Annotated in this window: 15 protein-coding genes; 3 read left to right on the top strand and 12 right to left on the bottom strand. The window is 63.5% G+C overall.

All coding sequences use genetic code 11. The features are described from left to right. Positions 1-43 precede the first annotated feature (43 nt). The 6 genes from EN850_RS14055 to EN850_RS14085 all read right to left on the bottom strand — a co-directional run bounded on the left by EN850_RS14055 (position 44) and on the right by EN850_RS14085 (position 7440). A complete protein-coding gene (locus EN850_RS14055; RefSeq protein ID WP_136091548.1) occupies positions 44-1198 on the bottom strand; it encodes an ABC transporter ATP-binding protein in 1155 nt (384 codons plus the stop codon). Next, a complete protein-coding gene (locus EN850_RS14060) occupies positions 1191-2333 on the bottom strand; it encodes an ABC transporter substrate-binding protein (RefSeq protein ID WP_127280705.1) in 1143 nt (380 codons plus the stop codon). Before EN850_RS14060 ends, EN850_RS14055 begins: the two co-directional genes overlap by 8 nt. Then, on the bottom strand, positions 2330-3172 hold the full coding sequence (locus EN850_RS14065; protein ID WP_127870264.1) for an ABC transporter permease: 843 nt from the start codon (positions 3170-3172) through the stop codon (positions 2330-2332). Before EN850_RS14065 ends, EN850_RS14060 begins: the two co-directional genes overlap by 4 nt. A gap of 13 nt (positions 3173-3185) precedes the next feature. Next, a complete protein-coding gene (locus tag EN850_RS14070) occupies positions 3186-4046 on the bottom strand; it encodes an ABC transporter permease (RefSeq protein ID WP_246689203.1) in 861 nt (286 codons plus the stop codon). Between the two features lie 239 nt (positions 4047-4285). Then, the gene (gene htpG, locus EN850_RS14075; RefSeq protein WP_136091549.1) at positions 4286-6178 is read right to left on the bottom strand and encodes a molecular chaperone HtpG; all 1893 of its coding nucleotides are present in this window, start codon (positions 6176-6178) and stop codon (positions 4286-4288) included. A gap of 377 nt (positions 6179-6555) precedes the next feature. Continuing rightward, on the bottom strand, positions 6556-7440 hold the full coding sequence (locus EN850_RS14085; protein ID WP_135930704.1) for a hypothetical protein: 885 nt from the start codon (positions 7438-7440) through the stop codon (positions 6556-6558). A 175-nt stretch (positions 7441-7615) separates the two neighbouring features. On the opposite strand from EN850_RS14085, the gene EN850_RS14090 reads away from it, so the two are divergent. Then, complete coding sequence (locus tag EN850_RS14090) at positions 7616-9637, top strand: ABC transporter ATP-binding protein/permease (protein WP_136091704.1); 2022 nt, start codon at positions 7616-7618, stop codon at positions 9635-9637. A 39-nt stretch (positions 9638-9676) separates the two neighbouring features. Here the strand turns inward: EN850_RS14090 and EN850_RS14095 are convergent, their stop codons facing one another. Then, on the bottom strand, positions 9677-10399 hold the full coding sequence (locus EN850_RS14095; protein ID WP_136091550.1) for a haloacid dehalogenase type II: 723 nt from the start codon (positions 10397-10399) through the stop codon (positions 9677-9679). A 47-nt stretch (positions 10400-10446) separates the two neighbouring features. Then, positions 10447-11385 (bottom strand): DMT family transporter, encoded by a 939-nt coding sequence (locus EN850_RS14100; protein ID WP_136091551.1) that lies wholly within the window; start codon positions 11383-11385, stop codon positions 10447-10449. A 211-nt stretch (positions 11386-11596) separates the two neighbouring features. Here EN850_RS14100 and EN850_RS14105 point away from each other — a divergent pair, with 211 nt between their 5' ends. Beyond that, complete coding sequence (locus EN850_RS14105) at positions 11597-12487, top strand: LysR family transcriptional regulator (protein ID WP_136091552.1); 891 nt, start codon at positions 11597-11599, stop codon at positions 12485-12487. A 252-nt stretch (positions 12488-12739) separates the two neighbouring features. Further along, the gene (locus tag EN850_RS14110; RefSeq protein WP_136091553.1) at positions 12740-13759 is read left to right on the top strand and encodes a chemotaxis protein CheB; all 1020 of its coding nucleotides are present in this window, start codon (positions 12740-12742) and stop codon (positions 13757-13759) included. On the opposite strand, the gene EN850_RS14115 is transcribed toward EN850_RS14110, so the two are convergent. The 4 genes from EN850_RS14115 to EN850_RS14130 all read right to left on the bottom strand — a co-directional run bounded on the left by EN850_RS14115 (position 13749) and on the right by EN850_RS14130 (position 21087). Then, positions 13749-14129, bottom strand: a complete 381-nt coding sequence (locus EN850_RS14115) for a response regulator (RefSeq protein WP_246689204.1) — start codon at positions 14127-14129, stop codon at positions 13749-13751. The two genes, EN850_RS14110 and EN850_RS14115, sit on opposite strands and share 11 nt — an antisense overlap. Continuing rightward, entirely contained in the window at positions 14077-18123 is a 4047-nt protein-coding gene (locus tag EN850_RS14120; protein WP_136091554.1) for a chemotaxis protein CheB, read from the bottom strand. Before EN850_RS14120 ends, EN850_RS14115 begins: the two co-directional genes overlap by 53 nt. 312 nt (positions 18124-18435) lie before the next feature. After that, positions 18436-20094, bottom strand: a complete 1659-nt coding sequence (locus EN850_RS14125) for an acyl-CoA synthetase (protein WP_136091555.1) — start codon at positions 20092-20094, stop codon at positions 18436-18438. 99 nt (positions 20095-20193) lie between these two features. Then, complete coding sequence (locus EN850_RS14130; protein WP_136091556.1) at positions 20194-21087, bottom strand: LysR family transcriptional regulator; 894 nt, start codon at positions 21085-21087, stop codon at positions 20194-20196. Positions 21088-21093 lie beyond the last annotated feature (6 nt).

A 21093-nucleotide genomic window follows, 5' to 3' on the forward strand; every position in this document is an offset into this window, starting at 1 on the left:
AATTCCGAACGGAAAACCGCTTCACACTTTTCCTGGAATTGCTCTAGGAAATCCGCCGCCCGCTGTCGTCGAGCAGGACGCAGCCCTCCGGGTCGAATCCGAGGTCGATCGCCTCGCCTTCGCGAAGCACGCGGCCAGTGATCGGCGTGTTGGCGCGGAGGCTGGTCTTGCCGCCGATGTCGATCTCGTAGATTGCGCTGCCGCCCAGATACGAGGCCGAGACGACGCGGCCAGTGAGCCGGTTGCCGCTCATTCCAGTACCGACCGAAAATTTCTGCGGCCGCACCACGACAGTGACCTTGCTGCCGTCGGCAAGCGGCCTAGGACACGCCACGCTGATCGTCTGGCCGGTACCGAGCACCACCGCCTGGCCGGACCTGCTCACGGTCCCGGCAAGCATGTTGGCCTTGCCGAGGAAGTCGGCGACGAAGGCGGTGGCCGGCGTCTCATAGACCTGCTCCGGAGTGCCGATCTGCTCCACCGCGCCGGCGTTCATCACCACGATGCGATCCGACATGGAGAGCGCTTCCTCCTGGTCGTGCGTGACGAAGATGGCGGTGATGCCGGTTTCCTTCTGGATCTTCTTGATCTCGACGCGCATCTCCTCGCGCATGTTGGCGTCCAGTGCCGACAGCGGCTCGTCCAGCAGCAAGACCTGCGGCTCGAAGACGATGGCGCGGGCAAGCGCGATGCGCTGCTGCTGCCCGCCCGACAGCTGCGAGGGCAGCTTCTTCTCGATGCCCGGCAGCCGCACCATCTCGAGCGCCTTGCCGACCTTGCGGGCGATCTCAGGCTTCGGCACGTTGCGGTATTTCAGGCCGAAGGCGACGTTGTCGAACACGTTCTTGTGCGGGAACAGCGCGTAGCTCTGGAAGACCAGCCCGATGTTGCGCTTGTAAATCGGGATGTCATCGACGCGCCGCCCATCGATCATGATCTGGCCGCCCGAAATGTCGACCAGGCCGGCGATGGAGCGCAGGATCGTGGTCTTGCCGCAGCCCGAGGGCCCAAGCAGGGTGACGAAGCTGCCCTTGCGGATCGAGAGCGAGAAATCGCGCACCGCGACGAACTTGCCGTAGGCGATGTCGATGTCGCGGAACTCGACCGCCGGGCTGTCTGCCTCGGCGGCCGCGCTCGCGCCGGCTGCCCCGGCCAGGACAGGCCGGGGATGGAATGTCGTGTCCTGGCTGTCAGGCACCTTTGGAGATCCTGTTCCACTGCTTGGTCCAGGCGTCCTCGTTGGTCGCCCAGTAGGTCGGATCGGCGAAGGTCAGAGACTTCATCGTGCCCGTCTTGTCGAACGCCGGCAGCTTCTCGATCTTCTCGGTCAGCTTGACCTTGTTGGGGTCGAGCGACGGCGGATAGCTCTGGCCCTCGGCCACCGCGATCGAGGTGGCCGGGTCGAGCATGAAGTTGATGAGCTCCTCGCACTCGGCCATCGGCGAGCCCTTCAGGATCAGCATGTCCTCCATCCAGGCATAGGAGCCGGCCGGATCGAGATAGCCTATCGGATGGCCCTGGTCCTGCAGCGCGGCGACGCGGCCCGACCAGGCATCGGTCACCACGATCTCGCCCTTGGAAAGCAGATCCATCAGCTCCGCGCCGGAGCTCCAGAACTTCTTGGCGAGGTCGCGCGTCTCGCGCACCTTGGCCCAGATGGCGTCCATGTCCTTGAGATTGTTGGGATCCTGCCCGGTGGCGAGCGCCGCGTACCAGACCCGCGTCGTCATGTCGGAATAGCCGCCGACCTTGCCGGCGTATTTCTTGTCGAGCAGCAGTGCCGCGCCCTTTTCCTTGGCTTCCTCCGGCGAGATCACCTTGGTGTTGTAGGCGATACCCGTCGTGCCATAGTCATAGGGCACGGCCGAAAGCTTCGGCGTCAGCTTGCGGAACGGCTCGATCATCGGCTGCAGCACGTTGGCCATATTGGGAATGTTGGCCTCGTTGATCTCCGAGGTCAGGCCGGCGTTCACATATTTGATGTAATAGTTGACGCCCGAGGAATGGATGACCTGGTAGTCGCCGGGCTTGGCGGTCTTGATCTTGGTGATGATCTCGTCCTCGTCGCCGAACGTGCCCTGGACCACCTTGATCTTGGTCTTGGTCGTGTAGGGCTGGAAGGCGAACTTGTCGATCGCGTCCTGCACCGTGCCGCCCCAACCGTCGAAGCGAACCTCCTGGACCGCGGCGAGCGCCCGGCCCATCCAGGGCATGGAAAGGCCCGCCGAGGCTGCCGCGGCGGCGGTCAGCGTCAGGAAGGTGCGGCGGCTCAAATCGCCATTGGCATATCGGTCGTGCAGTCGTTCCAACCGCTTTGTGGTGGTCAGTTTCATTGTGTTTCCTCCTTTGGTTCGCCACGTCGTCTCAGTTTTGTCAGGCTTTGCAGGATCAGGCCGCCGATCAGCGGGATGCCGACGGTCACCAGGATCATCACGGTGCCGAGCGCGTTGATTTCCGGACTGATCGAGATCTTGAGCATGGAAAGGATCTGGGTGGGCATGGTCTCGACGCCTGCCGGCCGCCAGAACAGGCTGGCCGAAGTGTTGTCGAACGAGATGGTGAAGGCGAGCAGCGCGCCGCCGACCACGGCCGGGATGAGCAGCGGCAGCGTGATCTCGCGGAAGGACGAGAAGCGCGAGGCGCCAAGCGACAGTGCCGCCTCCTCATAGACGCGCCGGATGCCGATCATGCGCGCCTGGGCGATCAGCACGACATAGGGCACGGCCAGCAGGATATGGCCGAGCACCAGGAGCAGCATGGTTCTCGGCTGGTCGACGGCCTTGATCAGCACCAGCAGGCCGACGCCGAGGATTGTTTCGGGCACCAGCGCCGGCAGGATTACCAGCGTGCTCAGCGCCTGCTTGCCGCGAAATTCGAAGCGCACCAGGGCAAACGCCGTGGTGACGCCGATGGCGGTGGTGACGATGGCGGTGACCAAGGCGATCCACAAGGACGTGCGGAAGGCGGCCAGCACCGCGTCGTTGGCCATCAGCTTGCCGTACCATTGCAGGCTGAAGCCGGTCATCGGGAAGCCGCCGAACATCGAGGCGTTGAACGACAGGATCACTGTCGCCACGATCGGCGCGAACATGAAGATATAGACGCAGACCGTGACGAAGCCGGTCAGCCGCCAGGCCCATCTGCCTTCCTGCTTGCGCCGGGTCCCGCTCATCCGCCAAGCCCCGTCATCCACCCAGTCCTTTGACGATCTGCGACATGCCCATGTAGCGCGTGTAGACGGCGGCGAAGACGCCGAGCACGATGAACAGCACGATCGAAAGCGTGGCGCCCATCGGCCAGTTCAGCTCGCCCATGATGGTGTCGTAGATCAGGTTGCCGAACAGCGCGTCGCGGCCCGAACCGAGGAGCTGCGGCGTCACATAGCTGCCGGCGGCCAGCACGAAGCAGAGCAGCAGGCCCGCCGCGAGGCCGGGCAGCGACAGCGGCAGCGTGACCTCGCGGAACGCCTGCGCGCTCGTGCAACCCATCGAGCGGGCCGCCGAAATCAATGTGCGATCAATGCTCTCCAGGCTGACATAGACGTTGAGGATCATGTAGGGCAGCAGGAAGTGCAGCATGCCCAGGATGACCGCGCCTTCGTTGTAGAGCATCGGCAGCGGCTCGTTGATGATGCCCAATTTCAGCAGCGCGACGTTGATGACGCCCTGTTCGCCCAGGATGTTGATCCAGGAGAAGGTGCGGATGGTGAAGCTGATCCAGAACGGCACGATCAGCAGTAGCAAGAGCAACCATTTGTGCCTGAAGGTCGTGGCCCAGATGAAATAGGCAGGGAAATAGCCGAGCACCCCGCAAAGCAGCGCCGTGATCGCGCCGACCCGCAGCGTCTTCACAAGGAAGCCGGAATAATAGCTGTCGGTGAGGAATTCGTGCCAGTTCGCGGTCGTCAGCGCGCTCGTTTCCACGCCGGCGGTGACGAAGGTGAAGAAGGTATAGCCGGCCATCACGGCGATCGGAAGGACCAGGAAAAAGATCAGCAGCAGGAGCACCGGCGCGACGAGCATCCAGGCCAGCCGTGGATCATACAATGTCCATCGTCGTTTCATGAGCACCCGGACGTTCGCGCCTTCTTGGAAGCGCTTATTTTGTTCCCGGCGCCAAGATTGGGTGATTGCAAGCGCGATGTCTACAGTGGGCGATTGAGCCAGTGGATTTCAGCCCGTTCCCTGCTGGGATAGACGCCAATTTTCGGCGGACGGGGTCGCTGCGCAACCCCGTCTTGCACCTTCGATCGACAAACACGTCGAGGAGGCTTGGTCGGCGCGCCTCAGGCCTTCGAGATACCGCGCGCAATCAGGCGGGCAAGGCGCTCGGAAAACGCCCTGGCGTCGGCCGGCTTGTCGCCGTCGAGCACGCGCGCCTCGTCGTAGAGCAGGTGGGCGGCATCGTCCTTGAAGGCCTGCTCGTCGTCGCCGAGGCTGGCGAGCGCCCGGACGCGCTCGTGGCGGGGGTTGATCTCGAGGATCGGCTTGGCCGTCTTGTCGAGGCGTCCGGCGGCGTTGAGCAGCCGCTCGAACTGCCGATCCGGTCCATGTTCGGGCGCTACCAGGCAGACCGCGCTTTCGGTCAGGCGGTCGGAAGGCTTGACGTCCGACACGGCTTCGCCAAGCGCTGCCTTGACGAAGGCGAGGAAGCCGTCGACTTCGGGCGTAGCCGCCGTGTCCGGCCTCTTCGCCTCGTCGAGCAAGGGAATGTCGGAAAGTTCGGCCACGCCCTGCGTCACCGACTTGAACGGCTTGCCGTCGAATTCCGGCGCCATCGACGTCCAGAAACTGTCGACCGGGTCGGTGAGCAGCAGCACCTCGATGCCGCGCGCCTTGAAACCTTCGAGCTGCGGCGAGGCTTCGAGGCGGGCGCGGTCGTCGCCGGCCATGAAGAAGATCGCCTTCTGGCCTTCCTTCATCGCGCTGGCATAGTCGGCAAGGCCGCGCCAGCCTTCGCCCGAGGCCGTCGAGTGGAAGCGGGCGAGCTTCAAGAGCTGCTCGCGCCGCTCATGGTCCTCGTAGAGCCCTTCCTTGAGGACGACGCCGAAGTTCTCCCAGATTTTCGCATAGGCCTCGGGCTCGTTCTCGGCCAGCTTCGAAAGATCGCCGAGCACGCGGTTGGTCAGGCCCTTGCGGATCGCGGCCAGCAAAGGGCTTTCCTGGATCATCTCGCGCGAGACATTGAGCGGCAGGTCGGCGGAATCGACCAGCCCGCGCATGAAGCGCAGATAGCGCGGCAACAAATCGGCATCGTCGGTGATGAAGACGCGGCGCACATAGAGCTTGATGCGGCCCTTGCGGTCCTGGTCGAAGAGGTCGAAGGGACGCGAGCTGGGCACGAAGGCGAGCACTGAGTATTCCTGCCTGCCCTCGGCGCGGAAATGGATGGTTGCGGCCGGCTCGTCATACTGGCCGGCGAGGCTACGGTAGAAATCGGTATATTCCTCGGGCTTGATCTCGCTTTTCGGCCTCACCCAAAGGGCCGTGCCATCGGCGATGTCGCGCGCCTCGGCACCGGGTTTCTCGACGAGCGTGATCGGCACGGGCACGTGGCCCGACTGCGACTTGGCTAGCTGCTCGAGCCGGTAGGAGCCGGTGTAGGGCACAGCGTCGTCCATCAGATGCAACACGACGCGGGTGCCGCGCCTGGGAGCGGCTTCGAGCGGGGCGGGCGCGATCTCGTAGGAACCTTTGCCGTCGGACGACCAGCGCCAGGCCTCGTCGCTTCCCGCCAGGCGGCTGATGACGTCAACGCGGGTCGCCACCATGAAGGCGGAGTAGAAGCCGACGCCGAACTGGCCGATGAGTTGCGTGTCTTCGCTGGCATTGTCGGTGCCGACGCGCTCGATGAAGGCGCGCGTGCCCGAGCGCGCGATCGTGCCCAGCGCCTCCGTCATGTCGTCGCGGCTCATGCCGATGCCGTTGTCCTCGACGGTGATCTCCTTGCTGTCGGGATCGGCTGAAATCGAGATGCGCGGCTTGGGGTCATCGGCCAGCAATTCCGGATGACTGACGGCCTCGAAGCGCAGCTTCTCGCAGGCATCGGCGGCGTTGGAAATCAGTTCGCGTAGGAAGACGTCCTTATCGGAATAGACCGAGTGCACCATCATGTGCAGCAGCCGCGAAACATCCGCCTCGAATGCCTTGGTTTCCGTCGCTTTCGTGCCTGTCGTCATTGCGAGTTTCCCACACTGTTCAACCACCCGCCGCGCCGGAGCGCGAGCGAGACTTCCTTTCAACCATTTTTGGCGGCTCTGGCAACTGAGTTCAGCAAGGCCAGCGCGACGACAATATTGTGATGGGGTGCGCCGGCGGCAAGGGCGGAATCGGCGCCGGCGGCGAAACTGCCAATCTCCCCCCTCGTGGGGGAGATGCCCGGCAGGGCAGAGGGGGGCGCGAAGGAACTCGGCCTTGCTTATTTGCTGGGCTACGCGGTGCGCGCCCCTCCAAAGGCAAAAGTGATCCACTGAGACGTCGGCGGGACAGCGCCCCCCTCTGGCCTGCCGGCCATCTCCCCCACAAGGGGGGAGATTGGCAGCTTCGGTGCCGCGCCCTACTTCCCCGCCATATGGTCGGCAAGCGCTTGCGCCTGGGCAAGCAGCGCGGGGAAGACGGGGTTGTCAGGCAGGCTCTTGCCCATGCAGGCGCGGAAGTCGCTGTCGCCTTTTGCCCAGGCGGCGTCGGCGGCATCGGATGTGTTTTCGTCGCTGTCGCCGGTGGCCTGCTTGACCAGCTTCTGGGCGGCGGCATCGGCGGCGGTCCAGACCGCGTCGCAGGCCACGATCTTCGGGACGGGAGGTGTCGCCGGCGCCTCGGCGATCATGACGCTGTTGCCCTTGACGAGCGTGACGACGACCTCCTGGTCGTAGTTCGGCCCGACATCCTGCGCCCAGCCGCCGAGGCGGGCGATCGCCATGTCGGCGCCATCGGGCGTCTTCAGCTTGAAGTCGAGCGTGCCGGTGAAAGCGGCGTCGCTGCCGATGGCCTGGGTGTAGAAGGCATCGAGCTTCAGCGCCGCGTCGAAGTTGGTGGGCAGTTTGAGATCGGCGTCGGTCTCGGCGGCGCGCGACTGCAGCCAGCGCTCGACCAGCCCGCGTGTCGACGCCACGATGCTGGGGCCGTCCTCGGTGCCGTGGCGCAGCCCGTCCAGCATGCCGAATCCGACATCGGAGGAACTGAGGCTTTCGATGTTGATCGTGCCGGCCGCCGGAAAACCCTTGACCGTGAAAGGTCCCAGAAGCGTGGAAAGGCGCTGTTCGAGATCGGCGCGGGCCTTGTCATTGGCCGCGTCGAGCGTTTCAACCGGGGTATTCGCGCTTTCCATCGCGGCGATGGCCGATATCGCCTTGTCGCGCGCGGCGATGTAGTCGTCCTCCGGCGAAGCCGCATGGGCCGCACCGCTCGCCAGCGCCAACACCAAAGTCCAGACCAGACGCATCGTGGAACCTCCGTTTTTACAAGCTCTTCGCGTGGCTTGGTGGCGATTGTGCGGCGGTGAAGTCATGGCGAGGCGTTGCCGATATCGCGGGCGCCGGAACAGGTTTGGCACCGCCGCCAACCGCCATATCAGGAAGACGATGAAACCTTCCGATATCCAGGCCGTTATGGCCGTTGTGGCAGACATCAAATCCAAACCGAAGCCGGTCGGCGGCGCCAAACCAAACGGTGCCAGGAAGCCCCGCCAGCGGGAGGCATCCGATGTCGAGGCCGCTTCCGAGGTCGTCGGCGAGGCCGCACCGCCGCCGGAGGCGGTGGAACCTGATCCGCAACTGAGCCCCGAACAGGCCGAGCAGGCGCGCAAGAAATACCTGCTGAAGCGGTTCTGGATCAGCGCGCGCGGCTATTGGAGCCGGCGCGGCGACAAGCTCGCCTGGCCGTGCACGATCGGGCTCCTGATCCTGATCTGCGTCAATGTCGGCTTCCAGTACGGCATCAATGTCTGGAACCGATCGATCTTCGACGCCATCGAACAGCGCAATGCCCCGACCGTCTATTTCCTGAGCGCCGTGTTCGTGCCGCTGGTGCTTGGAAGCGTCAGCCTCGTCGTCGCGCAGGTCTATCTGCGCATGACGATCCAGCGCCGCTGGCGCTCCTGGCTCACCACATCGGTCATCGGCCGCTGGCTCACCAATGGCCGCTACTACCAGCTCAATCTCGTCGGCGGCGATCACCAGAACCCGGAAGCGCGCATTGCCGAGGATCTGCGGATCGCCACCGAATCGCCGGTGGATTTCATCTCCGGCGTCATCAACGCCTTCCTTGCCGCCTCGACCTTCATCGTCGTGCTGTGGACCATCGGCGGCGCGCTGACGCTGCCGATCGGCGGGTCGACCGTCACCATTCCAGGCTTCCTCGTCATCACCGCGGTCATCTATGCAGCGATCACCTCCACCTCGATGGTGGTCATCGGCCGGCATTTCGTCGAGCTCTCCGAGCAGAAGAACCAGGCGGAAGCGGAATTTCGCTACACGCTGACGCGCGTGCGCGAAAACGGCGAGAGCATCGCCTTGCTCGGCGGCGAGGAGGAGGAGCGCAGCGGCATCGACAGGACCTTCGCCGGCGTGCTGAAGCGGTGGGCGATGCTTGCCGGCCAGCACATGCGCACGGCGCTGGTCTCGCAGGGGTCGAGCCTGTTCGCGCCGGTTGTGCCGGTGCTGTTGTGCGCGCCAAAATTCCTCGACGGCTCGATGTCGCTTGGCCAGGTGATGCAGGCGGCGTCCGCCTTTGCCATCGTGCAGGGCGCGTTCGGATGGCTGGTCGACAACTACCCGCGTCTTGCCGACTGGAACGCCTCGGCACGGCGCATCGCCTCGCTGATGATGTCGCTCGACGGACTCGAACGCGCGGAAGAGAGCGACGCGCTTGGGCGCATCAATCGCGGCGAGACCAAGGACGACACGATGCTGAGCCTCAACAATCTCTCGGTGTCGCTCGATGACGGCACCGCCGTGGTCAAGGAAACCGAGGTCGTGATCCAGCCGGGCGAGCGACTGCTGGTGGCCGGCGAATCCGGCTCTGGCAAGAGCACGCTGGTGCGGGCGATAGCGGGCCTGTGGCCGTGGGGCGGCGGCAGCGTCGATTTCCATCCGGGCAAACGCATGTTCATGCTGCCGCAGCGTCCCTACATTCCCTCGGGCACGCTGCGCCGGGCAGCGGCCTATCCAGGTGCTGCCGACGACTGGACGGTTCCGCAGATCAAGGCCGCCCTCGACAAGGTCGGGCTCGGTCATCTCGGCGACAAGATCGACGAAGACGCGCCATGGGACCAGACCCTGTCGGGCGGCGAGAAGCAGAGGCTGGCCTTCGCGCGGCTCCTCCTGCACGCGCCCGACATCATCGTGCTGGACGAGGCGACGGCGGCACTCGACGAGAAGAGCCAGGACAAGATGATGGAAACCATCATCCGCGAATTGCCCGATGTCACCATCGTGAGCGTCGCGCACCGCGCCGAGCTGGAGGCCTTCCACAGCCGCAAGATCACGCTCGAGCGGCGCAAGGGCGGCGCCAAGCTCGTCAGCGATATCGATCTCCTCCCACGCAAGCGCAGGGGCTTGCTCGGCCGCGCCTTGTGGGGTTCCGGCGCCTTGGCCGAGAAGTCGCTCGAGCGCGGCGGCATCCCCCATAAAAAGAACTGAAGACGTCCGGCGCGTTCTCACTCCCGCCGTGGATGGCTATCAGGCGCGCAATTCTTCCCTATGCGCCTTCGCCAGGTCGGCCATGCTGTCGAAGCGGAAATCCACCTTCGGCATGTCGCCGGGATGCATGGTGGCGCCAAAACCCTGATCGGCGTGCCGGCGCTGGATCCAGCACGATTTTAGGCCGAGGCCATTGGTCACGGCATGGTCATGGAACAGGCTTTCGGCCGTGTGCAGGACCTCCTTGTCGCTGATCCCGAGCGTCGCCAGCTTTTCCAGCATATAGTCGAAATTCCGGGGCGACGGCTTGTAGGAACCGATATCCTCCGCCGTGTAGACCGCGTCGAAATCGACGCCGAGTTTCCTGTTGCTGAAGGAGAAGCTCGTATTGTCGACGTTGGAGAGGATGGCGAGCTTGTAGTGCTGCTTGAGGTATTGCAGGGCGGCGGCGGCGTCGGCAAAGGCCGGCCAATCCTTCACGCTTTGGCCATAGGCGATGCATTCCTCCGGCGTGGCCACGACGCCCCATTCCTCGGCGAGCCGCTTGTAGACGACAGCCAAAAGGTCGCTGTAGCGCTTTTGCGGCGTCCAGTTCTGCTGGCTGGATTCGTGTCTTGCATGCGCCTGCAGGATATCGTCGCGGCTCAAGGCGCCGCCAACCCGCCGGGTCAGCGGCTTCAGGGCTTCGATCATGCCGGATTCCCAATCTATGAGTGTGCCGTAGCAGTCGAAGGTCAGGGCCTTGAAATCAGTCAGCTTCATGGGGTTCACTCCCTTGGGTGGGTGGTTGGCGTTGGCATGGATCGCGATCAATCGGCCGATTGTCCGACGGGCTGCCCGACCGGGCGCGGACCGGTCTTCGATACCGTGCCGCGTGACGACGTCAGCCAGACGCCGAACAGGGTAACCGCAAGGCCGAGGACCATCGCCAATGAAAGCGGCTCGCCGAAGAGCAGCCAGGCCCAAAGCATCGTCACCGGCGGGCTGAGATAGATGACGCTGCTGACCTGCGCGGCGCTATGGAGGCGCAGGTTCGCATAGTAGACGCCGTAGCAGAAGAAGGTCGAAAACAGCACCAGCCAGGCGATGCCGAACTCGAAACGGCCATCAAGCGGCGGCATCAGTCCGCCATTCCATCCGGCGCAGGCGGCAAAGAAGATCGCCGCCGTCAGGCATTGGATGCACAGGCTCTGGTGGATGGGCATGTTGATGGTGCCCATCTGTTTCTGCAGCACGGTCGCCAGGGCAAAGACCATCATGGAAGCGATGGTGACCATGTACGCCCAGGCCGGCGCTGTCCCGAGGCTGAGGCTGTTCAGCGACACGATCAGCACGCCGGCCACCCCGAGCGCCGTTCCGGTCCATTGCCTCGATGTCAGCCGATGGCCCAGAACGGGCTGCGACAGAGCCGCGATGGCGAGGGGGACGAGGTCCGAGATCAGCGCGACAAGTCCGGTCGGCACGCGCTGGCCGATGGCAAGCGCGAAGCCGCCGAGATAGAGGAACATCATCGCCACGCCAAACGCCATCTGCCGCATCAGGGCGCCTGCGCCGATGCGCGGCCCGACCATGAGCGCGAAGGGCAGAAGGACCAGCCCCGACATCAAGGTCCGCCAGAACAGGACCAGCATGACATCGGCGCTCTCGCTGGCGTAGCGGATGCCGACAAAGCCGGAACTCCAGCTGACGACCAGGGCCGCCGCCAGAAGCGGCCAGGCCAGGCGATGGGACAGAGGTTTAGGCGTCATGCGGTCTCTTCGTCGAGGCGGCGCCGGCGGGCGCCAAGCGGATCACTGCCAATCCCAGGTGCCGACTTATGGCGGCGCGCATCCGCCTTTGCACATGACAAATTTCGATGAATCCATGAAATAGCCACGAAATCTGGCATATCCATTTGCCTGAGAACCGGTTCCGCTCCAGGAACTGAAGCGCCCACTTTCGTTTCGAACGAGGATTGTCATGGCTGGAGTGATGAGCCGCCGCCTGGATGTCGATGCCTTGCGGGCGATGGTGGCGATCGAGAAACATGGCGGCGTCACCCGGGCGGCCGAGATGCTGGGCCTGTCGCAGTCGGCCGTCAGCCACAAGATCAGGCGACTGGAAGCGAGCCTCGACTGCGAAATCCTAAGCCGCAAGGCCAACGCGCCGATGTTCACCAGTTCAGGGCAGGATCTCTTGGGCTACGCGCGGCGCATCCTGGGCATCCATGACGAGGCGATCCTCAGCCTGTCGAAGAGCACGCTGCAAGGCAAGATCGCGTTGGGGATGACCGAGGATACGACCTGCACCGACCTTTCGCGCATTCTTGGCCGGTTTCGCCGGCTCTACCCCGAGGTGAGCGTGCGCACGCAGGTGCGCATGAGCCTGGCCTTGCAGAAGCTGCTGCGCGAGGGGGCGCTCGACGCGGCCATCATCCAGGTGTTCCAGCACGAGGTCCGCCCGACCGACATCCTGCTCTTCCGCGAGAGCCTGCATTGGGTGAAGTCGCCGGAGCTGGTCCTGGCGAAGGGGGACCCGGTGCCGTTCCTGTCATTCGACGACAACTGCTTCTATCGCCGTTGGGGCCTCGATCTCGGCCAGGACGAGGGAACGCTGTTCGAGATTGTGTTCGAATGCTCGAGTGCGGCCGGCATCATCGCCGGCGTGACCTCCGGGCTCGGCGTCGCGCTGCTCAGCCAGCGGCATCTGCAACCCGGCATGGAGATTGTCGACAAAACGTTCCCCAAGCCGCCGGGTCTAGCCTACGTCATCCGCCGCGCCCGCAACGCCCGCAATCCGGCACTGGAGACGCTGGTGCGGGAGATCGAGGCCGAGGTGCGGCGCCAGGGGACGCTGCAGATCGTGGGGTGAGGGGGGTGGGCTATCTGGAGCACAACGAGTTCTCCGTGCCTGCGCCGACCAAGCTAGACGTCTGCTTTGCGCCTCGACCATGACGTTCCCACGCTCGCGTCCGAACGCCAGAAGCGGACATCGCTTATGCTCAGGGAATTGGCGAGTTTGCCCTAAGCAAAAGAAAACGCCATTTTCTCTCTGAATCCTGAGCCGCGTAGAACCTTACTCGCGTTTGGACGTTAGATTCGACGAACGGACTTCAGAATCGTCATGGCACGCTCCACAGTGATCGCGATCGGCGCCTCGGCGGGCGGGGTCGATGCGTTGCGCGATCTCGTTGCCAAGCTGCCGGAAGCGTTTCCAGCCTCGATTCTGATCGTGTTGCATATCGGCGCCCATCGAAGCGAACTACCCGCGATATTGAATGCCGCCGGACCTATGCCGGCAAAACATGCCACCAACTACGAACAGATCTCGTCCGGCCAAATCTATGTCGCGCCGCCCGATCACCACATGATAGTCTCACATGGCAGGCTGCGTCTGTTGAGAACCCCGAAGGAGAACTGGGCGCGCCCGGCGATCGACCCCTTGTTTCGTAGCGTGGCCGAGGCCTATGGTCCAAATGCGATCGGCGTGGTCCTGACCGGCTATCTGAATGACGGATCGCTGGGACTCGGGGAAATAAAGCGCCGCGGCGGCATTGCGATTGTCCAGGATCCCGACGATGCGGCGTATCCGGAAATGCCGGGCAGTGCTGCCGCTCACGTGGCGCTGGACTACCGCGTGGCGCTCTCCCGCATGCCCGGATTGCTTGTTGAACTGGTCAACGGAAAGGCAGGAAAGGAAGCGGCTATGCCGAACAAGTCTTCTCAACCTGAGGCCGAGGGGGTTTCTCCGACCATCGACGGCGAAAAATTCGATCGCCCGCTGGCGCTGACCTGCCCGGAATGCGGTGGCGCGCTCCTTAAATCCCAGAATGGTACGATCATCAAGTTCGACTGCCATATAGGTCACAGCTACACCGGGGAGGTCCTGGCCTCTGCCCAATTCGACGAGATGGAGCGGGTTATGAGGGCCGCAGTGAGAATTCTAAACGAGCGGGCTGAATTTTGTCTGGAAATGGCCGAGCAAGCACGCTTGCAGGAACCTGACGCCGCTGGACCCTGGGAAGCTGCTAGCAAGCAGGCGCTGGATCGGGCCTACAAGCTTCGCGTTCTCGTCGAGCAAGACTGGCTCATGCCGGAAACCTTCGGTGCAATGTCGGGGCGCTCGTCTCGGATCAGCGGCTAGACGTGGCAAAGCTCGCCGCAATTGCCCGCTCCAACTCCTGCGGAGCGTAAGGCTTGGCCAAAGTGGTTATGTGGCGATAGCCGTCCACTAGACCATCGCTCCCGTATCCACTCACAAACAGGAACGGAATGCCGCGCTGCTTCAGAACGTCGGCGACCGGAAACGATCGCGTGCCGGCCAAGTTTATATCAAGGATCGCGAAATCGATCTCCTCATCGCGCGCAAAGACAATCGCCTCGTCCAGGTTATCGACCGGACCTGCAATCCGGTACCCCATTTCCACCAGCAAATCCGCCAGATGCAAGGCAATAAGGAACTCATCCCCTACGATCAGAATCTTGCTTGCTGGACGCGTCGCCACTATTGCCACCCAAGAACTCCCGTCCTGCGGGCATGGGCGCATCTATGATGCAAACAACGCCGGAGGACTTATACGCAACGTTCACATTACCGTGCAGTTCCGCAGCGAGAGCCTTCTCGATCAGGCGCGAGCCGAAGCCCTTTCGCTTCGGCGTGCTTGCCGGCGGGCCGCCGCTTTCTTCCCAACGCAAGGTCAAGCGACGGTCCTGACCTTCTCCTTCAAGGCGCCAGATGATCGTGACATGCCCGTCCTGGGTAGAAAGCGCGCCGTATTTTGCCGCGTTGGTGGATAACTCGTGCAACGCCATTGAAATCGCAAGCGCCGCACTCGGTGTAAGCTGGATGTCCGGACCTTCAATCCGGAACCGGGTTCCATTCCCGGAATGAGGTTTGACGGTATCGGCGACAATCTCATCCAGTTTCGCACTGGTCCAGCTTTCGCGAGTGAGTACGTCGTGTGCCTTTGCCAGATTGATCAGCCGGGACCCGAATGCTTCTCGCGCCTCTTCCATGGTCAAGGCATTACTCAAGGTCTGGGAGGCGATGGACTGGACGACCGCCAGCGTGTTCTTGACCCGGTGATTAAGTTCACCGATCAGGATCTTCCGATGTTCGTCGGCGCGCCGCCGCTCGGTCATGTCGCGTGCGATCGTCGATGCTCCGATGACCTTGCCTTGATCATCTTCAAGCGGTGAAATCGTCAAGGATACCCAGACCAGGCTGTCATCCTTGCGCCGACGGATGGTTTCAAAGTGCTCGATGTGCTCTCCTCGGCCAAAGCGGTCCAGAATATTCGCCTCTTCGCCGTGGCGATTGGAGGGGACCAAGGTCATGATGGATTTGCCCACGATTTCGTCAGGCGAGTAGCCGAACAGGCGTTCAGCGCCCTTGTTCCAGCTCGTTATCATACCCTTGAGGTTTTTGCCTATGATGGCGTCATCGGAGGATTGAACGATCGCCGCGAGCCGCTCCGCAAGCGCCTCGGCCCGCTTGCGCTCGGTGATGTCCACCAACATGTTTACCGCGCCGGTGACTTCGCCAGTGGCATCGCGAAGCAGGGTTGGATAGGAAATGTAGGGTACACGAGTACCATCCGGCCTCTCGCACACCGCCTCCGCTCCCCCCTTTACTTGCCGCTTTTCTTTCAGGGCTATCGCCAAGGGGGATTCATCGTGCGGCAGCAACTCTCCATCCGGCCTATATAGTCGCCAGGAGCCGTTCCATCGATCCGAACCAAGTTTCGGCTCGCGGCCCCAGAGTTCGACGGCGGCCGGGTTGTAAAAAGTGAGCCGACCCGAGGCGTCGGTTGTGTAGACCGCGTTCGGGAGAGCTTCGATAAGATCGCGAAGGCGCTTTTCGCTTCGCATGGTCTCGTCTTCGCTCTGCTTGCGCTCGGTGATATCGCTGAAAGTGACCACCACCCCTGCAATCCGATTGTCGCGGGTACGGTAGGGCAACATGCGCCGCGAGTACCAGCGGCCGGCGTCGCTTGGCACCTCTGCAACGATCGGGGCAAGCTTTTTCAGCACCGTTTCGGCATCAATTATCAGGTTATCGTCTGCGAACTTGCGCGCGAAGTGGGCGATCGGACGGCCAATGTCGGTCGAAACAAGATCGAAGAGTTCCTTGGTCGCGGGAGCGAACCATTTGATGCGCAGTTTTTCATCGAGGAACAGCGTCGCGGTTTCGGATCCGGCCAACAGATTGTTGAGATCATTGGTGGCCGCTTCCAACTCGCCGATCTTGTGCTGAAGCTGGCTATTGACAGTGTTCAGTTCCTCGTTGAACGACTGGAGTTCTTCCTTGGAGGTTTCCAGTTCCTCGTTCGTGGACTGAAGCTCCTCGTTCATCGAGGTCGCTTCCTCGTTCGACGCTTTCAGCTCCTCATTGGCGGTTTCAAGATGCTCGACAGTGCTCCGCAGCTCGGCGCGCGTCGCTTTCAGTTCTTCCTGAAGCGCGCGTTCACCAGCGGCAATTTCCGCCGTTTCGTCCCGCGGAGCTGCCGGGCCACCGCCGGCCTGAGGCCCCTCCGGTGTGAAGCTCACGAGCAGATGGCCGCTCTCTCCAGGCCGACCAGTCAGCGGCATGACAGTCATGGTGACCGCACCGGTCTTGCTGGAGCGGGTGCGTGCACTGACTGTGACGCTTCTGTTTTCCCTGGAAGCGTCACGGATTGCGGATCGAAGTTTGAGAGCGAGCCCTTCGCGGACCATGCTCAGCAAATCCCTCGTCGGTTCGCCGGGCGGCTGCTCCAGATAATCCCTTGTCGTTCCATGAAAATAGAGCGCGCGGCCCTTGCGGTCGATTAGGACGGATGCCGGAGCATAGCGTTCAAGCAAGGCGCGCCGCGCAGCTTCTGCGACCGATGCTGCCGAGTCGGGCGGGGGTGACGCCGGCTTGTCAGTCTGATCTGGTCCCACGGGTCCGCGATGCTCCCGGTAGTCGATGAGGTCATGCCGCGTCGGTCCGACGCGGCGGTATATCCGCCATTTCTTCGAGCAGCTCTCAAACAGATCGTCGAGGTGGCCGACCGTCTCGGCATTACCAAGGAACAGATGTCCGCCCTGACGCAGCGCGAAATGACAAAGTGCGATGACACGCTGCTGTGCGTCGGGTTCGAGATAGATCAGGAAATTGCGGCACGAAACCAGATCCAGCCGGGAAAAGGGCGGATCGCGCAACAGATTGTGCTGCGCAAAGACGATCGTGTCGCGAAGTTCCTTGCTGACCTGATAGTTGCCATCGAGTCTTTCGAAAAAGTGCTGGATGCGCTCCGGCGGGAACTCGGCCACTGCCGCCGCCGGATAGACGCCATCGCGGCCCTTGCGAAGGTTGTCTTCCTGCGCGTCGGTGGCAAACACCTTGAGATCGAACCGCTTTCCGGCGGCAGCCGCGTGCTCCATTACCAGCATAGCAATGGAATAGGCTTCCTCGCCCGTCGAACAAGCAGGAACCCAGATCCGTATCGTGGCCCCTGACTCTCTTTCGGCGACCAGTGGAGCGATCACCAGATCCGATAACGTTTTCCATGCCTCGGCGTCGCGGAAGAATCCGGTCACGTTGATCATCAGGTCCGAGACAAGCGTGGTGATTTCCTCGGGATTGGCCCGCAACTCGTCCAGATACCCGTTAAGCGTCTCGATGTTCTTCAGGCCTAAGCGGCGGTAGATGCGCCGCCGCTGGGTGCTGCGCTTGTAGCTGCTGAAGTCATATCCGCTCCGGGCGCGCAGAATTTCGAGAACCTGCTCGATCTTCGCCTCGCCACCGCCCAGTACGGCAGGTGCGGTTTCGATTGGAGCGGCGACATAACCATGGCGAGTGTAAGCAAGTATCACGTCCGGCATCTGTTCAGGTGCAAGGACATGGTCGGCCAAATTCGCCGCTATGGCGCTCCTCGGCATACCGTCGAATTTCGCGGTTTCGGGGGCTTGAATGAGGCTCATGCCGCCCTCGGCCCGGATGTCCTTCAAGCCCTCGGTGCCATTGCTGCCGGTTCCCGACAAAACGATGGCGATGGCCCGTTTCCGCTGGTCCGACGCAAGCGATCGGAACAGGACATCGACGGGATGGCGGTTGCCGCGGACCTCTGCCGGTCGGGACACGTGCAGCCCGCCATCGCTGATTTTGAGGTCGGTATCGGGAGCGATCACATAGACCCGATCGGAAACGATTCGCATGCCGTCCACGACTTGCGCAACCTGCATGGTCGTGTGAGATGCCAGAACGCGCGCCATCTCGCTTTCGTGCTTCGGGTCGAGATGCAGGACGACCACGAAGGCGCAGCCGCTGTCCGCCGGCATCGCATCGAAAAAGCAGCCAAGCGCCTCGATGCCGCCGGCTGACGCGCCGATGCCGACGACGGAAATGGTCGGAGACTCAACATTGGTTTCCTGAGGGGCGTCCGGACGGGCCTGAGCGCTCCGGACTGGCGGGGGCGGTTCAGCAGGCGCGTCGGCTTTCGCTTTTGATCGCCTTTGAGGTCTCCCAGTTTCTTCGTTTGCCATCGATTTTTACGTTTCACATGCTCTCAGCGGGCCACCGAATTCGGTCCCTAAGGTATCTGCCAAGAGCCGCGCGGCCCAAGCTTGCGCTGATTTTCGCACCCCACCTCATCCCCGGCAACTCTATTTCGATCGACGCTGATTTCGAACTCGCCTTTGGGTTACCTCAGGCCGATCTGTACCGACCTAAAAGTCCGCTCCTGAAGATCCGACGACTGAAGCACTCTGTCCGCAATCGGCCCCATTCAAGACCTCACATGTCCCACCAAAGCGTGTGCTATCATTCGGACTCAATTCTTCCGCCCTCGCCCCCCGTCACCCCTTCCTCTTCTCCACCTCCGCCTGCCTCAGCAAAAACCGCTGGATCTTGCCGCTCGGCGTCTTCGGCAATTCCGTCACGAACTCCACCTCGCGGGGATAGGCGTGGGCCGAGAGGCGTTTGCGGACATGCTGGGCGAGTTCCTCGGCCAGCTCCGGGCTGCCCTTGTAGGCGGGCGCCAGGATGACGAAGGCCTTGACGATTTCGGTGCGCTGCGGGTCGGGCACGCCGACGACCGCGGCCTCGGTGACGGCGGGGTGTTCGATCAGCGCACTTTCGACGTCGAAAGGGCCGATGCGATAGCCCGACGAGGTGATGACGTCGTCGGCGCGGCCGATGAAGGAGACCGAGCCGTCCGGCTCATATTCCACCGTGTCGCCGGTGCGGTAGTAGCCGCCCGAAATGGCCGGGGTTTCGGCCTGGTGGTAGCCGCCGAACCAGCGCAGCGGCGAATTGGCGATGTCGACGGCAAGGATGCCCGGCTGGTTGGGGCCGAGCTCGTTGCCGGCCTCGTCCAGCACCACCATGCGGTAGCCCGGCATGGCAAAGCCGGCGGAGCCCGCGCGGACAGGGTGCGCGAGGCCATGATGGTTGTTGACCATCATGCCGTTCTCGGTCTGGCCGTAATGGTCGTGGATCGGCGCATCAAGGTGGGCGTCGAACCAGCGGATCACTTCCGGGTTGAGCGGCTCGCCGGCGCTGCTCACCACGCGCAGCCGGCCTTTCACACGCGCGGCGGCGTCGGGGCCTTCGGCGAGCAGCAGGCGGAAGGCGGTGGGCGAGCCCGCGAGGCTGGTGACGCCAAGCCGCTCGATGACGTCATAGGTGGTCCTGGCGGTGAAGGCCCCCTCGTTGAAGGTGGTGGCGATGCCGAGCAGCAGGGGACCCGTGATGGCGTAGTAGAGGCCGTAAGCCCAGCCCGGATCGGCGATGTTCCAGAAGATGTCGTCGGGCCGCAGCCCGATCGCATCGCGCATATAGGCGCCGAAGGCCAACAACGCGCCGAGCGGCACCGGCACGCCCTTGGGCAGGCCCGTCGTTCCGGAAGTCGACATCATCATGAACAGGTCTTGGCCCCGGCGCATCACCGGTTCGCAGGCTGGCGAAGCGGCGGCCAGGGCGGCGCGGAAATCGATGTCGCCCTGACGCAAGGCATCGTCCGCACCGAGGATGGTGGCGATCCGTGGAAGGTTGGCGACCTCGTCGAGCTTGCCGCGATTGGCCGGATTGGTCACCACCACCTTGGCCGCGCTGTATTCCAGGCGGTGCTCGATGGCCTTCGGGCCGAAGGCGGTGAACAGCGGCTGGTAGACGGCGCCGATGCGCCAGACGCCGAGGATCAGCGCCACCAGTTCGGGAATGCGCGGCAGCATGCCGGCAACGACATCGCCCGGGCCGACGCCCAGTCCCTTCAGCAGATTGCCGACACGTCCGGACATGTCGTCGAGATCCTCGAAGGTGAATTCGCTGAGCTCGCCACCGGCGGAGATCGCCCGCAGCGCCAACCGGTTCTGGCCGGTGTGCCGGCCGCAGCATTCGACATAGGCGTTGATGCCGGTCGCCGGATCGCCTTGCAGCCTGGCGATCTCATCCTCGATGCGGAAGCCCGAAACGGCGTCCTCATAGCGCGGCAAGCCGGCTTGTGTCGTGGTCATGAGAATCCTCCCTGGCGGTGCGCCATCTCCTCATGGCGCGCTGTCGCGGCGACAATGGCATCAGATGGCGCCGATGGGCAACGATCGATGCCTCGGGTTTTACAGGTTCGCCTCGGCGAAGATGCGCGCCGCCCAGTCGAGGAAGACGCGCAGGCGGGGCGAAAGCTGCCGGTTCTGCGGATAGAGCGCCGACAGCGGTGTCGGCGAGGGCGGGTATTCGGCCAACACCTCGACCAGTGTGCCGTCGGCCAAATCCTTCTCGAAGCGATAGCGCGGCGCCTGGATGAGGCCGAGGCCGAGCCGCGCCAGGTCGGCGGCGGTATCGGAATTGTTGGCGGCGACGCGGCCGGGCAACCTGACCTCACGGGTCTTGCCGGCGACGGTGAATTCGAAGGGCAGCACCTCGCCGGTGCGCGAGGAGACGAAGCCGATCGCCTGATGGCCGTCCAGCGCGTCGGGGGAGGCGGGCGTGCCGTGGCGAGAGAGATAGGCGGGGCTGGCGCAGGTCATCTCGCGGATCATGCCAAGGCGGCGCATGATCATGCCGCTGTCGGGCGGTTCGCCGACGCGGATGACGCAGTCGACACCCTCGCGCACGAGGTCGACCAGCCGGTCGCTCTGGCCGATCTGCAGGTCGATGAGGGGAAAGCGGGCGAGGAATTCCGGCAGGCGCGGCAGCAGGAAGGTGCGGGTGAGCAGCGTGCTGGCATCGATGCGCAGCAGGCCGAACGGCTCGGCATTGCGGAAGGCGGCCTCGGCATCCTCGATCTCGGCCAGGATCGACAGGCAGCGCCGATAATAGGCCTCGCCGTCCTGCGTGGCGTTCACCTGGCGCGTCGTGCGCTCCAGCAGCCGCGCGCCGAGATGCTCCTCCAGCCGCCGGATCGCTTCCGTCGCGGTCGAGCGGGGCAGGCCGAGATCGGCGGCGGCAGCGGTGAAGCTGCGCCGCTCCAGCACGCGGACGAAGAGCCGCATCGTGTCGAACCGATCCATGGGCTT

The sequence above is a fragment of the Mesorhizobium sp. M8A.F.Ca.ET.207.01.1.1 genome, assembly GCF_004794715.1.
Taxonomy (GTDB): domain Bacteria; phylum Pseudomonadota; class Alphaproteobacteria; order Rhizobiales; family Rhizobiaceae; genus Mesorhizobium.